This window comes from Rhizobium sp. SVR5-2C (genome assembly GCF_056755115.1).
On the sequence record NZ_JBNDHT010000034.1, the window covers coordinates 41,753 to 55,450 of the forward strand.

The 13,698-nt window shown below is 60.5% G+C and carries 13 protein-coding genes and 1 pseudogene; 6 read left to right on the forward strand and 8 right to left on the reverse strand.

All coding sequences use genetic code 11. The features are described from left to right. Position 1 precedes the first annotated feature (1 nt). The 3 genes from ACPYOI_RS12500 to ACPYOI_RS12510 form a co-directional block, all read right to left on the reverse strand. Positions 2–1,114: an efflux RND transporter periplasmic adaptor subunit gene (locus ACPYOI_RS12500; RefSeq protein ID WP_481415432.1), complete on the reverse strand. Its 1,113-nt coding sequence runs from the start codon at positions 1,112–1,114 to the stop codon at positions 2–4. A gap of 192 nt (positions 1,115–1,306) precedes the next feature. Continuing rightward, a complete protein-coding gene (locus ACPYOI_RS12505) occupies positions 1,307–2,305 on the reverse strand; it encodes a LacI family DNA-binding transcriptional regulator (RefSeq protein WP_168833077.1) in 999 nt (332 codons plus the stop codon). 9 nt (positions 2,306–2,314) lie between these two features. Then, a complete protein-coding gene (locus ACPYOI_RS12510) occupies positions 2,315–3,322 on the reverse strand; it encodes a Gfo/Idh/MocA family protein (RefSeq protein WP_481415431.1) in 1,008 nt (335 codons plus the stop codon). A 200-nt stretch (positions 3,323–3,522) separates the two neighbouring features. Between ACPYOI_RS12510 and ACPYOI_RS12515 the strand changes: the two genes are divergently transcribed. The 5 genes from ACPYOI_RS12515 to ACPYOI_RS12535 all read left to right on the forward strand — a co-directional run bounded on the left by ACPYOI_RS12515 (position 3,523) and on the right by ACPYOI_RS12535 (position 8,561). Then, positions 3,523–4,815, forward strand: a complete 1,293-nt coding sequence (locus tag ACPYOI_RS12515; protein WP_481422911.1) for an ABC transporter substrate-binding protein — start codon at positions 3,523–3,525, stop codon at positions 4,813–4,815. Positions 4,816–4,893: 78 nt separating this feature from the next. Further along, positions 4,894–5,781 (forward strand): carbohydrate ABC transporter permease, encoded by an 888-nt coding sequence (locus tag ACPYOI_RS12520; protein ID WP_481415429.1) that lies wholly within the window; start codon positions 4,894–4,896, stop codon positions 5,779–5,781. A gap of 1 nt (position 5,782) precedes the next feature. After that, positions 5,783–6,694, forward strand: a complete 912-nt coding sequence (locus ACPYOI_RS12525) for a carbohydrate ABC transporter permease (RefSeq protein WP_481415428.1) — start codon at positions 5,783–5,785, stop codon at positions 6,692–6,694. 21 nt (positions 6,695–6,715) lie between these two features. Then, positions 6,716–7,801 (forward strand): ABC transporter ATP-binding protein, encoded by a 1,086-nt coding sequence (locus ACPYOI_RS12530; RefSeq protein WP_481415427.1) that lies wholly within the window; start codon positions 6,716–6,718, stop codon positions 7,799–7,801. 13 nt (positions 7,802–7,814) lie between these two features. After that, positions 7,815–8,561, forward strand: a complete 747-nt coding sequence (locus ACPYOI_RS12535; RefSeq protein WP_481415426.1) for a ThuA domain-containing protein — start codon at positions 7,815–7,817, stop codon at positions 8,559–8,561. Positions 8,562–8,715: 154 nt separating this feature from the next. On the opposite strand, the gene ACPYOI_RS12540 is transcribed toward ACPYOI_RS12535, so the two are convergent. After that, positions 8,716–9,303 carry a TetR/AcrR family transcriptional regulator gene (locus ACPYOI_RS12540; protein WP_481415425.1) on the reverse strand — a complete coding sequence of 196 codons (588 nt, stop codon included), beginning with the start codon at positions 9,301–9,303 and terminating at the stop codon, positions 8,716–8,718. Positions 9,304–9,435: 132 nt separating this feature from the next. On the opposite strand from ACPYOI_RS12540, the gene ACPYOI_RS12545 reads away from it, so the two are divergent. Further along, positions 9,436–10,650: an MFS transporter gene (locus tag ACPYOI_RS12545; RefSeq protein WP_481415424.1), complete on the forward strand. Its 1,215-nt coding sequence runs from the start codon at positions 9,436–9,438 to the stop codon at positions 10,648–10,650. Between the two features lie 12 nt (positions 10,651–10,662). On the opposite strand, the gene ACPYOI_RS12550 is transcribed toward ACPYOI_RS12545, so the two are convergent. From ACPYOI_RS12550 to ACPYOI_RS12565, 4 genes and pseudogenes are all read right to left on the reverse strand, one after another. Further along, entirely contained in the window at positions 10,663–11,307 is a 645-nt protein-coding gene (locus ACPYOI_RS12550; protein ID WP_168833068.1) for a metallophosphoesterase family protein, read from the reverse strand. Positions 11,308–11,609: 302 nt separating this feature from the next. Next, a complete protein-coding gene (locus ACPYOI_RS12555) occupies positions 11,610–12,365 on the reverse strand; it encodes an ABC transporter ATP-binding protein (protein WP_481415423.1) in 756 nt (251 codons plus the stop codon). Further along, entirely contained in the window at positions 12,359–13,426 is a 1,068-nt protein-coding gene (locus tag ACPYOI_RS12560) for a FecCD family ABC transporter permease (RefSeq protein WP_481415422.1), read from the reverse strand. Before ACPYOI_RS12560 ends, ACPYOI_RS12555 begins: the two co-directional genes overlap by 7 nt. Positions 13,427–13,458: 32 nt before the next feature. Next, positions 13,459–13,698: pseudogene (locus ACPYOI_RS12565) on the reverse strand (ABC transporter substrate-binding protein); the annotation flags it as partial.

The following is a 13,698-nucleotide window of genomic DNA, read 5'->3' on the forward strand; positions in this document are numbered from 1 at the left end:
CTTAGCCGTCTGCGGCAGGTGCAGCATCGACGACCATGCCGGGTCGTACCTTGCCGACGCCATCTGTTATAACGCGCTCGTCTTCCTTCAGACCTTTTGCGATCACCGACTGGCCGCCCGTAGAGCGAGCGACTTCGATGCGACGAAGTTCAACCTTGGAATCCGCCCCGACGACCATCACGAAGGCGCCTTGCTGATCGCGTTGTACAGCCTCCTGCGGTATGGCCAGCACATCCTGCCTGTCCAGCTGTTCGAACGTGACCCTGACGAGCGTGCCATCGAGCAGGAGTTTATCCGGATTGGCGAATTCGGCGCGCACCAGGATCGTATCGGTACCCTGCGCCACGTCGCTGGAGACGAAATTGATCTCCCCTTTCGACGGATATATCGTTCCGTTCGGCAGAGTTATCCCGACATTGCCGCCCGGAGGGGCCTCTCCCCTCAGCACGCGCTCGCGATAGGTAAGAAAAAGCGAGGTCGCGACTGGGAAATTGACATAGATAGGATCCAGCCGCGTCAGAGTGGCGAGCGAACCGGAATCGGGACCGACGAGAGCCCCGACATCTACAGCGCTCAAGCCGATGATCCCGTCGAAGGGCGCAACGATCTTCGTGTAGGAAAGATTGAGCTCGGCGCTCGCCTTGCTGCCCCTAAGACGGACGAGCTCAGCCTCTGCCTTCTTTACCTGGGCATTTGCAATGTCGAGCTGCGCCTGCGGGATCGTCCTGTTGGCGAAGAGCTGTTGGGAACGACGCTGCTCGATAGCAGCCAGATCCCGCGCTGCTTCGGCAGCCTCGATAGAGCCCTGGATTTCCTGAACAGCGGCCCGATACGTGCCGTCTTCGACCTCATAAAGTACCGTCCCGGCGGAAACAGTTTGCCCCTCTGTGAATTTGACAGCCTCCAGGAAACCGGAGACGCGGGCGCGAATATCGACCTTCTGTATGGCAACGACACGGCCCGTAAAGTCCGTGGTCTCCCGCAGATCCATCATTTTAGCGGGAGCGACGGTCACTGCAGGTGCCTGTTGGGAATAGGCAACGTCAGCCACGAAGATGATGGCAACAAATAGCGCGGATGAAAAGGCGGAAACCAATACACTCGAGACTCGCATGAAACGTTCTCCTGAGCAGACGCTGATGCTGTGTCGAATTTCCCGCCTAGACTATACACCAAAGCGAGCAGTCACAAAGAGACGAATCAGAAGCATAAAGTCCACCGCGGCGGACTTGTGCTTGCCGCGCCTAAAGTATCGCCAAGTCAGTTCGCTCGCTTGCGCTAGCTCATGCAATGATTGTTATAACGGCTACGCCGTTGAGCCCCAGCGGACCGTGCAGGTGAGCATCATGTTGTGCGGGCCTTCGAGTCCGGCTTCGTGACGCTCGATAAGCTCCACCACCGCATCCATGAAAGCGGTATGGTCGAGGCTCAGCGTCGTAAGATCGTTGCAGTCCCATGCGGCCATGGCGATGCCGTCCTGGCCCACGATGGCAATATCGTCGGGCGTGTTCTTGCCGAGGACGCGGCGGGCCGCGTCGCGGGCACCGATCGCCATCACGTCGTTGCCGCAGATGATCGCATCGACCTTGGAGCGATGCAGCAGGAGGACGGCTTCCTTGAACCCTGAATCGTATCCGTAGTCGCCAAAGGCCTCAGCTTCCAGGGAGAGGCCGCGTCTGGCGAGGGCATCGGCGAACCACTTGCGGCGCAGCTTGTCGATCCAGCTGGACTTGGTGCCGGAGAGATAGGCGAAGCGTTTCTTGCCGTCGCGGACGATCTTGTCGATGATTTCGTCGGCGGCCGCCGAGCCGTCAATGCGGATACTGGAGACGTTTTCGTTCTCAAGCGGTTCGAAGGACACGATGATCGGTTTCGTGGTGTGGAAGATATCGACTGCGTCCTGCATCGAGACCATGTCGGAGAAGACGACAACGTGATCGACCTGATAGGTCGAGGCCAGGCGCATCAGTTGCAGCCGGTCGGAGTGATCGCGGCAACAGAGGATGATGGGCAGAAGCTGGCGGGCCTGCAGCCGCTGGACGAGAAGTTGCTGTTCCTCGGCTTCGCAGGGGTTGCCGATCGCATTGACGACGAGCGCGACCAGACGGGAACGCTGGTTGTTCAGGGAACGCGCCAGCGCATTCGGCTGATAACCATGTTCGCGCGCAACTGCCAGGATGCGGTCGCGTGTAGCGCTGCCGATCCTCGAATCCGACGAGAAAGCCCGGGAAATGGTCGCGGAGGACACCCCGGCGAGCTTTGCCAGTTCCTTCGAGGTCATCCGTCGTTTGCTCATTACAGACATTCCACACGCTTACGGCGCGGCAATCCTGACGGGGACGCCGTCTGCCGCTGCCGATTCCTTGATTGCATCCCAGAGCCTAGCGAATCGTAAGCCCATTTCAACCGAACCGGTGTTCTCCATCTTTCCGCCACGTATGGCGAGAAAGCTTTTCATCGGATTGCCGAGAATCTCGGCCTCCTCACGGGCTCCACTCGCGCGGTCTACGCTGATTTCGCGCCAGCCGCCCCAGGCGTCGATGCGAACGATCGCCTTGGAATAGAAGAACGTGATGTATGAGGCGCAGCCCGGAGGACCTTCGCCAGCCGCCGTCAGGGTCGCAAGCGCGCCATTCTTGAGACGCGCCGAGACGGCGGTTGCGATATCGATCCTTTTCCCATGATTGTTCATGTAGGCCGAGACGCTTTCGAAATCGGAGTTGGCGAGCAGGCAAACGGTATTCATCATGTGCGCGCCGGTATCGAACATGAAGCCTCCGCCGGAGATTTCGGGCTGCTGCTTCCAGTGTCCGTCGTAGTTGCTCGACCAGCTTTCCCAGATCATCCCGGAAATCGCGATCAGATCGCCGAATTCGCCGCTCACGGCGCGCTCGCGGGTATCGATGACCAGCGGAGAAAGGCCCCCCTGGAAGGCGGTGACGATCGTCACGCCACTTTTCTTTTGCGCAGCAATCAGCCGCTCGGCTTCGGCGACCGTGGTGACCATCGGTTTTTCGAGGAAGAGGTCGAGACCGGCTTCCGCAACCGCGACCGCCTGTTCGCCGTGGAAGGCGTGCGGAGTCGAGACGTAGACGATATCGAGCTCGTCCCGACAGGTGGAAAGCATGTCCCGATAGTCCTCGAAGCTCCTCGGCGCCGGCGCGCCGGAAGCGACGCAGACGTCAATCAGCCGCTGGCGGGAGGAGGGATTCGTGTCGGCGAGCGCCACGAACTCGAGTTCAGGCATCTTCGCCCAGCTTTCCGCATACTCAGCCGCCTTCAGCCCGGCGCCGATAACGCCAAGCCGCAATTTCTGTGACATGCAAAGGTCCTCCCGATCGAATTGTGTATACGATTACACAACGATGCAGCGAAGGCAATATCAAAAATTATAAAGCAAAATCAAATGTATAATGCATGGGCGCAGTGCTTCTTAATATCCATCTTGTCTTAACTGCGAATGCGTGTACATTTTTGCGCACGGTGCTGGAGGGCGCCGTGTACCAAAAGGGAGGACTTCCGTTGAAGAAGACGGTCATTGGTGGCCTCTGCGCCATTTTGCTCAGCGCCGTTTCGACGCTGGCGCATGCCGAGACAATCCGAATTGCCAACCACGGCCAAGCCGGCATCGACGCCATGAAGTCGACCGTCGAGCGCATCGAAAAGAAGTATGGGGTGACCGTCGAGGTCATCGAATATCCCGCGCCGGACAAGGACTACCTGACCAAGCTGCTAACGGAACTCGGGGCCGGGAATGCTCCAGACCTCTTCTCGATTCCGACGACGGCTGCCGTCGCCGACATGGTCGAAGCCGGTTACCTCGCGCCGATCAGCAGCGAGTTCAAGGCCTGGGAAGGCTACGGCTCTCTCTATGATGTCGCAAAGCAGCTCGCCGTCAGCCCGGACCGCGAAACCTATGTGATGCCGTTCATGCTCGGCATTCAGGAGATCTATTACCGCAAGGACGTTCTCGACAAGGCGGGCATCTCCACCGAGCAACCGAAGACCTGGAAGGAGCTTCTTGATCGTGCCGCCGAAATCAAAAAGAAGACCGGCGCCTACGGCCTGCTCTTCCCGGCGGGCGTTTCCTGGGGCAGTGGCGCCTTCGACGAAGGCTTCCAGCACCTGATCGTCGGCTCCAAGACGCCGCAGATCGTCGATGCCGATGGCAAGCTCGACCTCAATGGCGGGGGCGTCAAGGACGTCTTCGACGTCTACAAGCAGCTGATCGACAACGATCTGATGCCGACGCAGCCGCTGCTTGGACCGGAACCGTGGGTCGTGCCGAAGTATCAGATGTTCCCGGCCGGCAAGCTTGCTGCAACCACCTGCGGCTCCTGGTGCTACATCTTTGACTGGGGCCGCGAAAGCAAGAACCCAATTCCGGACGTGACGAAAGTCGTCGGCACCTGGACGGTTCCGGGCCAAAGTGGCAGCCAGTATGTGATTGCCAACCTTGCTGCGCCGTGGGCGGTCAACTCCAAGTCCGCCAATGTCGAACTGGCGAAGAAGGCGCTGATGGAAATCGGCTCGGTAGAGACCCAGGTGTCCTATGCGGCCCGGATCGGCAACATTCCGGCCAGCAAGGACGCTGCGAAGAATGCCGACTTCCAGAAGCTGACCGAGCTGGTTCCTATCCATGCGGCCGCTGAAAACGGCGTGTTTCTGAAGCAGGCTGCCGGCTTCGGCGCGGTTGCCGAAGGCGTTGCCCGAGCAACCGAAGCGCTGCTTCGCAAGGAAACCGATGCGGCCGGCGCCCAGAAGATCCTGGTCGACTACGTCAAGGAAACGCTCGGCGACGACATGGTCAAATAGGCTGTCCTTCCGCTTATTCCGGGGACGCGGCTGAGCCGCCGCGTCTTCCAGTCCATTCCGACGGAGTTGTAGGCTTCCATGGTCCGAAACGTCCACGAAAAGCGCGCCGAGCGGCAGCTTCTCCTGATCCTGCTGCCATCGCTGGCGCTGCTTCTGGCCTTCGTGATCTACCCTGCGCTTTACTCCGTCTATCTGAGCTTCACCAATGAAGCGCTAACCGGCGCCGCAGCACTTCGGCCGCGCTTCGTCGGGATCCGCAACTATGCGCGGCTTCTGAACGACGCGAAGTTCTGGAACTCCCTGCTCGTCACCTTTTTCTTCGTGCTGGGCTCGGCGGTCATCGGCCAGTTCGTCCTCGGTCTGATCTCTGCGATCGCGCTTCGCCGGAACATCCGCTTCCGGCAGATATTCTCCTCGATCATCCTTTTGCCGAACGCAGCGCCGGAAGTCGTTGCCGGCTTCATGTGGATTTCCATGCTGGCGGGCGGCGAGCAAGCAACACTCAGCCGGATCGTCAGCTTTTTCGGCGTCACGCCGGCCGACTGGCTGCAGGTCTTTCCGCTGTCGATGATCATCATCGTCAACACCTGGCGCGGCATTGCCACCGCCATGATCCTGCTGACGGCGGGCCTCAGCACCATTCCAACCGAAATCTACGAGGCTGCCCGCATAGATGGAGCGACCCCGTCGCAAATGTTTCGCCGCATCACCCTGCCGCTGATGATGCCGACGATCCTTCTCTACATGCTGATCTCTGCGGTCTCGACGATTGCCGTCTTCGGTCTCGTCTATGCGCTCACGCGCGGCGGGCCGGGCGGTGCGACGGAGCTCGTCAGCATCTACATCTACAACCAGTCCTTTACGGCATTCCAGCTCGGTTACGGCGCGGCGGTGGCCGTCGTCGCCCTGCTGATTTCGCTGGTCCTCGGCATCGGCTATGTCCGGGCCATGAAAGTGGACGTCTGACATGGCAGCAATTTCTCCCGCCGAGAACGCGAACAAGACCCGCTCCGATCTGCTTGCTTACGCAACGCTGTCGCTGATCTCGATCTTCTGCGCCGTGCCTTTCTTCTGGGTGCTGCTTGCCTCCTTCGACGGAAATGCGCAGCTTTTCCTGCGCTGGCCGGAGCAGTGGTCGTTTGCCAACTATATGCGCGTCTTCACCAAGGAGGACGGCGCGAAATGGCTATTCAATTCGCTCTTCGTGGTCGGCAGCGCGACGGTATTGGTCATGGTGCTGGCGGGGCTCGGCGGCTATGCGCTGTCGCGGACCCGGGCCTGGTGGAAGCTGCCGTTCCTCTATGCGATCCTGCTGATCCGCGTGCTGCCGCCGACGGCGCTCGTCGTGCCGCTCTACAAGTTCCTGTTGACGCTGAACAATGCCGAAGGGGCTGTGCTTCGCCCGATCTTCGGCGAGTATGCCCGGCCGATCATGCGCTGGACCGGCTTCATCGATGGCTATCTCGGCCTGATCCTCGTGCTTGCGACCATGCAATTGCCGCTGGCGCTCTGGATCATGAAGACCTTCTTCGACGGGCTGCCACGGGACTATGAAGAAGCCGCCGTGATGGACGGGGCAACACTCGTGCAGCGCATCCGCCGGGTGCTCATTCCGCTGGCGCTGCCCGGACTGGCGGCCGCGGGACTGTTTGCCTTCATGTCGGCCTGGGGCGACTTCCTGCTGCCTTTGATATTCCTGTCGTCGCCGGAGTTGCAAACACTGCCGCTCGGCCTTTTCCGTGCCTTCCTGCGTATCAACGAGATCGATTACGGCCTGCTTGCGGCACTCGCCTTCATCTACCTCATGCCCGCCGTGGTCGCCTTCGGCTTCGCGCGACGCTTCCTCGTGCAGACCTTCGCGGGCGGCGTCAAAGGCTGATTTCCGGAAAGAGTTTCAAAGATGATCAATCTCAAGAACGTTCGCAAATTCTACGGTGCGCTGGAAGTCATCAAGGGCGTGGATATCACCGTGGAGGATGGTGAATTCGCCGTATTCGTCGGGCCTTCCGGCTGTGGTAAATCGACATTGCTGCGGATGATCGCCGGCCTCGAGGGCATCGACGACGGCGACTTGATCCTCAACGGCCAGCGCATCAACGACGTCCCGCCGGACAAACGCGGGATCGCCATGGTGTTCCAGTCCTACGCGCTCTACCCCCACATGACGGTGGCGGAGAATATCGGTTTTTCCCTGAGCCTGAAGAAAGTCCCGGAAGCGGAGATTCGTCGCCAGGTCGAAAGCGTCGCAGAGATCCTGCAGTTGACCGACTATCTCAATCGCCGGCCCGCGGCACTTTCCGGCGGACAGCGGCAACGTGTGGCGATCGGCCGTGCCATCATCAAGAAGCCGTCGCTGATCCTCTTCGACGAGCCGTTGTCAAACCTCGACTCCGCACTAAGGGTGCAGATGCGCGCCGAACTGCAGCGCCTGCACCGGGAACTCAAGGCGACCGTCGTCTATGTTACTCATGACCAGGTCGAGGCGATGACCATGGCGGACCGGATCGTCGTGCTGAACAAGGGCGTCGTTGCGCAGCAGGGCGCGCCGATGACGCTCTATCACCGGCCGGAAAACGAGTTCGTCGCGACCTTCATCGGCTCGCCCAAGATGAACATCATCCCGGTGACGGTCACCCGCCCGCAAGCCGGGCTGCTGCATGCCCAAAGCCCGATCGGGCTTTCGCTCGATCTGCCGGATAAAGGAAGCTCCGTGCCGCAAGGGGAGGCGAGGCTCGGCATCCGGCCGGAACATCTGAAGATCACGCCGGAGGGCCGGGGCAACTTTTCCGCCGAGGTCGTGATCGTCGAGCGGCTCGGCGTTGAAACCTACATGACGGTCGGCTCGCAGGCGCAGCCGATCGTGGTGCGCGCCGAGGGCGACATCGCTCTGCGGCCAGGTGACCGCGTTTCGCTCGCGGCCGACCCTTCGGCCTGCCATTTGTTCGACACCGCCGGGCGGGTCATTCGCCCTGCTCAAGCTTCATAAGATAGAGGACATCATGACAATCAAGGTCACCATCTGGAACGAGGGACGCCACGAACAACTGCACAAGGAAGTGCAGGAGATTTATCCGGACCGCATCGACGGAGCGATCGCCGCCGGCATCCAGCATCCCGATTTCGAGATCCGCCGCGGTACGTTGGACGATCCCGATGAAGGCCTGCCGGATTCAGTGCTTAATGACACCGACGTGTTGCTCTGGTGGGGTCACATGGCGCATGAGGAGGTCAGTGACGGGCTGATCGACCGTGTGCAACAGCGAGTGCTGAAGGGCATGGGGCTGTTGGTGCTGCATTCCGGCCACCACTCCAAGCTCTTCCGGCGCCTGATGGGAACGAATGCCAATCTCTCCTGGCGCGAGACGCCGGATGGTGATCTCGAGCGGGTCTGGGTCGTCAACCCCGCGCATCCGATCGCCGAGGGCCTGCCGCCTTATTTCGAGGTCAATGCCTCGGAAATGTACGGCGAACCCTTCGACATTCCGCAGCCGGACGAGCTCGTCTTCATCTCCTGGTATTCGGGCGGCGAAGTATTCAGGAGCGGCTGCACCTTCCAGCGCGGCCGCGGGCGCATCTTCTTCTTCAGTCCCGGTCACGAGACCTATCCGATCTATCACGACAAGAACGTGCACAAGGTCATTTCGAACGGCATCCGCTGGGCGAAGCAGACGCATACCGACGGCCGTATCCTTGAAAACTGGCACCGGGCCCAACCGCTCCACAGCCGTCCGGACAAGCGAGTCTGATCGCGCGCGGGGCTGGCTTTTGACAGCTTAGGCATCCTCCGCGTCGAACGAATTGCGGCCGGGACAACGAAAAGGCGGTTTGTCCCGGCGCTTCTCACCGCGGAAGCAATTCAGTCAGCTGCGAGTCGTGGAACCATCAAATGCGGATGGGACATCACGCAGATTTACGGGCGGAAGCCCGCGTTGGCGATATCAGCTCCATTGCCCCTGCCACCAGACGCTCGACACGTGCAGCATCCGGTGTTTCGCCGAAAAGGATGCGGTACATGATAGGAGAGACAACGCGGTCTAAGACCGCCTCGACATCCGGAAACGCTTCGCCGCGCTCCCTGGCACGCTGCACGACCACCTCGATCTGCTGCTTAGTGAAATTGCGGCATTGAAAGGCGCCGCTGCCGTCTTGCGAACATAGCACGTCGCGTATCATCTCCCGGCCGGGGTTCGAGGACATTTCCTCGGCATATTGCTCGGCCCACGCCTGCAGGTCGCCGCGGCAGCTACCCGTATCGACCGGCTGCATGTCGGGGCGCAGCCGCTCGACGGCGACGTCGGAAAGCAGTTCCTGAAGATCGCCCCAACGGCGATAGATGGTCGACGGCGTTACCCCCGCTTCAGCCGCGATGATCGGAATTGTCAGGTCCGCGCGATCCATCTTCGCAAGGAGATCCTGTACGGCCTTGTGAACCGATGCCTGGACCCTGGCGCTTCTGCCGCCCGGACGGAGACCTTCCCTGCCTGCCATTTTCCTATCCTGGCCCTTCCTTCGGTGATGGTTCAGAAATTTTCATGAAGCCATAAACGCAAATTATTTGCTTTTAGCCGCGCGTTCGCTTACATCGCCTAAACGCAACGATTTAGCTTTTGAGGGTTATATATGTTCTCCTCCCGCGAATCCAGAGAGTCCGGAGCTGCCGCAAAGAACCCAATCGCTTTCCATGCCGTCACGCTCGCAACCTTCTTCGGCGCATCCGCGGCGCCGACGCCGCTTTATCGTATCTACCAGGAGAACTTCGCCGCCTCGCCGGTGATCATGACAGTTGTTTTTGCGGTCTATGCCTTCGCACTCCTGACGGCATTGCTGATTGCCGGTTCGATTTCCGATCATCTCGGCCGCAAGCCGGTGATTTTCGGTGCGCTGCTTCTCGAAGTCGCAGCCATGGCGCTTTTCGTCGTTGCGGATGGCCCCAACTGGCTGATCGCGGCGCGCATCGTTCAAGGCCTTGCGACCGGCATAGCCGGCGCCTCGATTGGCGCAGCACTTGTCGACGTCGACCGCGCCAAGGGCCAGCTCGTGAACTCGCTCGCACCGTTGACGGGAATGGCGTTCGGCGCAATCGGCACCAGCGCGCTCATTCAATACGGCCCTTTCCCGCTTCACCTCATCTATGGCTTGCTCCTGCTTGGCTTTGCGGCGCAGGCGGCGGCGATATGGATGACGCCGGAAACGGGCGGCAGACGCACGGGTGCACTGGCCTCCCTCATGCCGCGGCTCAGCATTCCGCCCCAGGTCAAGCGGCCACTTGCGCTCGCCACGCCAGTCAATATCGCCAACTGGGCACTTGGCGGCTTTTATCTGTCACTGGTGCCCTCGCTTGTGGCCTCGACCACCGGCAGCCGGGCGCCGCTGACCGGAGGAGCGGTCGTGGCCGCGCTGATGGCTGCCGGCTCTTTCAGCGTCTTCCTGCGCCGTGCACGCAGTCCGCGGGCAAACGTGACCTTCGGCGTTTCGGCCACGACGGTCGGCTTCCTCACCGTCGTCGCCGGGACCCACCTCGCCAACGTGCCGGTCCTGATCATCGGGACACTGGTCACCGGGATGGGGTTCGGTACGAGCTTCCTCGGGACTGTCGGATCGATCATGCCGCTTGCCAAAGCGGATGAGCGCGCCGGGCTGCTGTCGGCCTTCTACGTCCAGAGCTACCTCGCCTTCAGCCTACCCGCCATTCTTGCCGGGTTTCTTGCAAAGACGCTCGGTTACCAGCTGACGACCGACATCTATGCGGCCGCCATCATCGCCACCGGCCTCACGGGGCTCATGGCAAGCCGCGCGCGCCCAGAAAGGGCGACGACTGCTGCCCAAGAGAGCTGATCTCCGAACAGCTCAGGCCTTTACATCGAGAAAAGCAATCGGGCCGCCAGGGACGCTGTCATCGAAGACGGCGCAAGATAGCTTGCCACCGAAGACGCAAGCGCTGTCGACGTTGGTGCGGTTTCCGACCGTGAGAGGGTTCTGGTGCGAAGGCGTATGACCGTGACAGAGATGCTTACCCCAGTAAGTGCTGGAATAGTCATCTGGCACTCGGGTCCACAATAGATCTTTGGGGGTCTGGTCTTCGAGATATGCGCCCTCCCGGACGCCGGCGTGAACGAATATCCGATGCTCATCCATGTGCATGAGCGGAAGGCTGTGCGCCCATTCCAGATGCCACTCGGGGATTTCGTTTTCATACGACTGGATAGTCTTGAGCCCTCCGTTTGCGAGCCACCATGACTGATCGCATTGCCCAGCATGCACACCAACCATCATATCTTCGTGGTTGCCTTTAAGCGCTATCCATTTCCAGCTGGAGGATGGCGGGCCGGAAATCAGCCTTTCGACGACGGATCGACTGTCCGGTCCGCGGTCGACATAGTCTCCCAGGAAGACGACGGTGCCACCCGAAGCGTAGGCCGCGATGTTAGCGAGCAGGCGCTTCAGTGGATCAATGCAGCCATGAATATCGCCTATTGCGAACGTGTAGCTCACGCGGCCCCTCTCTTCGGCGCATCGGATACGTTTCCCATTAAGACGATTGGCTTCGAGACTGGGAACAGCGAATCACCGGTGCGACTTGCCTCGATCTTATTCTCATCGAGGCAATAGTCGCTATCGAATTACTTAAGGAAGTGCTTATTCACGGCTTTAAGCTTCGCGTCCAGTTCCAAACGCGACCGGCGCGCTGCCAGGGGCGGTAAGGGCACTGGTTTCCGATCGGCGGTGTCACTGACAAGGGTAGCCAGCGAAAGAGGTGTGGCTCCAATCCGTTCGCGGGGCAGGGGAGTTGCTCTCTATCCCACCGTGCCGTCGACGATGACCACCGGCTTGCCTTCGCTGCAGCATTCGATGCGAGCGATGACGTTGTAGACTTCGCGCAGCATATCCGGTGTGATGACATCCTCGGTCGGGCCGCTTGCAATCAAACCGCCGCCGGCGATCACCATCGTCTGGGTACAGTAGCGAAGCGCATGATTGAGATCGTGGAGAGCGATCAAAACAGCCATGCCGTCGGCTGCAGCGAGTTTTCTCATGAACTCCAGCACCTCGATCTGCCGGAAAAGATCAAGCGCCGACGTCGGTTCGTCCATTAGGAGCACTTCGGGCTTGCGGACCAAGGCCTGGGCAATCGCCACCAATTGCCGCTGCCCGCCCGAAAGCGCGCCGAGATCGCGGAAGGAAAGATCTGAAATACGCAGCGCCGAAAGAACCCGGTCGATCTCCGTCAGCTCGCGATCGGCGACCCGCCAGCCGGAGTCCTGCTTGGCGGCAAGCAATACCGACTCATAGACGGTCAAAACCGCGTTGGCACCGGTATCCTGCGGCATGTAACAGATCGACCTGTGGCCATCTCTGGCTGCCTCGACATGGACAACGCCCGGCCCGGAAAGCAGGCCGGCTATCCGCTTGAACAAGGTCGACTTGCCGGCGGCATTTGGGCCGATCACGGCGGTCAATTCGCCGCCGCGCAGCACATCGGTCGAGATGCCGTTGAATACCTGCGTGCGGCCGTAGCGCGCGCCGACCCCCTCCAGTCTGAGCGCTACCATGCCCGCCTCCGGTTGGTGAAGATAAGGGAGAAGAAGAAGGGAACGCCCACGAGTGCGGTAATGACACCGATCGGCAGGATCGCTCCGGGAATCAAGGTCTTCGATACAACGGAGGTGACCGAGAGCAACAGCGCGCCGCAGATAACCGATCCGGGCAGAAAGAAGCGCTGATCCTCGCCGACCAGCATCCGCGCGATGTGCGGCCCGACGAGCCCGACGAAGCCGATCGTCCCGACAAAAGAGACGGGGATCGCCGCCAGCAGACTAACGAGAAGCATGGTTTCGAGCCGCAGTGAACGGACATTGACACCGAGGCTCGCAGCCTTGTCATCGCCGAGGCGAAGTGCCGTCAGCGCCCAGGCGCGGCGGGCAAAGAGCGGTATGCATAAGACGAGGACCGCGCAGGTGACGCCAACCTTCATCCAGGTGGCCTTGGTCAGGCTGCCCATGGTCCAGAAGACGACGGCGGCAAGCGCCTGTTCGGATGCCAGATATTCAAGCAACGACAAAAGCGCGTTGAACGTAAAGACCAGCGCTATCCCGAGCAGCACGATGGTCTCGACGGTGACGCCGCGCAGCGTCGAAACGCCATAAATGAAGAGTGAGGCAAGCATCGCCATCAGAAAGGCGTTTACGGGCACCATGAACTGGATTGCTGCAGGAAAGACGGCAATGCCCGCGACCAGCGCCAGTGCGGCACCGAAGCCGGCGGCTGCGGAAATGCCCAGCGTAAAAGGGCTGGCCAGCGGATTGGCCAGAATGGTCTGCATCTGCGCGCCTGCAAGCGAGAGCGAGGCACCGACCGTCACCGCCATCAGCGCGATCGGCATGCGAATGTCCCAGATCACCACCCGCAACTTGTTTTCGACCGTGTCTGGCGAAACGATCGCCGCGAGAACCTCGCTCAGCGTATATCGCGCCGGGCCAAGGCCCATGTCCACAGCGACGCTCAGGATCAATGTCGCGAGAAGGCCGGACAATATCAGGATCCGGCGAGCCGCCAGGGCGCGGTACTGACCGCGTCCTGGGAGAACTGCCGCGTTTTCGATTGTGACGGCCATCAAGCCGAGCCCCTTTCAAGTGTCACGAGATTTCAAAGGCTCGTATTGAGCGACACGAAATAGCCCGTGCGGTATTCGACCGGCAGGAAGCGCTGATGCAATTCCTTGAAGGTCGCGTCCGGATCGAGGTCTTTGAAGAGGTCAGGGTGCAGCCACTTGGCGATCTGCTGAACCGCCACGAACTGGTACGGATTATTGTAGAACTGATGCCAGATCGCATGGACATTGCCGGTCTTGACCGCCTTGATATCCGTGAAGGCGGGCCGCTGCAT

Coding starts and splice junctions, on each gene's coding strand:
- ACPYOI_RS12500 (WP_481415432.1), bottom strand. CDS start 1,114: ATGCGAGTCTCGAGTGTATTGGTTTCCGCCTTTTCATCCGCGCTATTT.
- ACPYOI_RS12505 (WP_168833077.1), bottom strand. CDS start 2,305: ATGTCTGTAATGAGCAAACGACGGATGACCTCGAAGGAACTGGCAAAG.
- ACPYOI_RS12510 (WP_481415431.1), bottom strand. CDS start 3,322: ATGTCACAGAAATTGCGGCTTGGCGTTATCGGCGCCGGGCTGAAGGCG.
- ACPYOI_RS12520 (WP_481415429.1), top strand. CDS start 4,894: ATGGTCCGAAACGTCCACGAAAAGCGCGCCGAGCGGCAGCTTCTCCTG.
- ACPYOI_RS12525 (WP_481415428.1), top strand. CDS start 5,783: ATGGCAGCAATTTCTCCCGCCGAGAACGCGAACAAGACCCGCTCCGAT.
- ACPYOI_RS12530 (WP_481415427.1), top strand. CDS start 6,716: ATGATCAATCTCAAGAACGTTCGCAAATTCTACGGTGCGCTGGAAGTC.
- ACPYOI_RS12535 (WP_481415426.1), top strand. CDS start 7,815: ATGACAATCAAGGTCACCATCTGGAACGAGGGACGCCACGAACAACTG.
- ACPYOI_RS12540 (WP_481415425.1), bottom strand. CDS start 9,303: ATGGCAGGCAGGGAAGGTCTCCGTCCGGGCGGCAGAAGCGCCAGGGTC.
- ACPYOI_RS12545 (WP_481415424.1), top strand. CDS start 9,436: ATGTTCTCCTCCCGCGAATCCAGAGAGTCCGGAGCTGCCGCAAAGAAC.
- ACPYOI_RS12555 (WP_481415423.1), bottom strand. CDS start 12,365: ATGGTAGCGCTCAGACTGGAGGGGGTCGGCGCGCGCTACGGCCGCACG.
- ACPYOI_RS12560 (WP_481415422.1), bottom strand. CDS start 13,426: ATGGCCGTCACAATCGAAAACGCGGCAGTTCTCCCAGGACGCGGTCAG.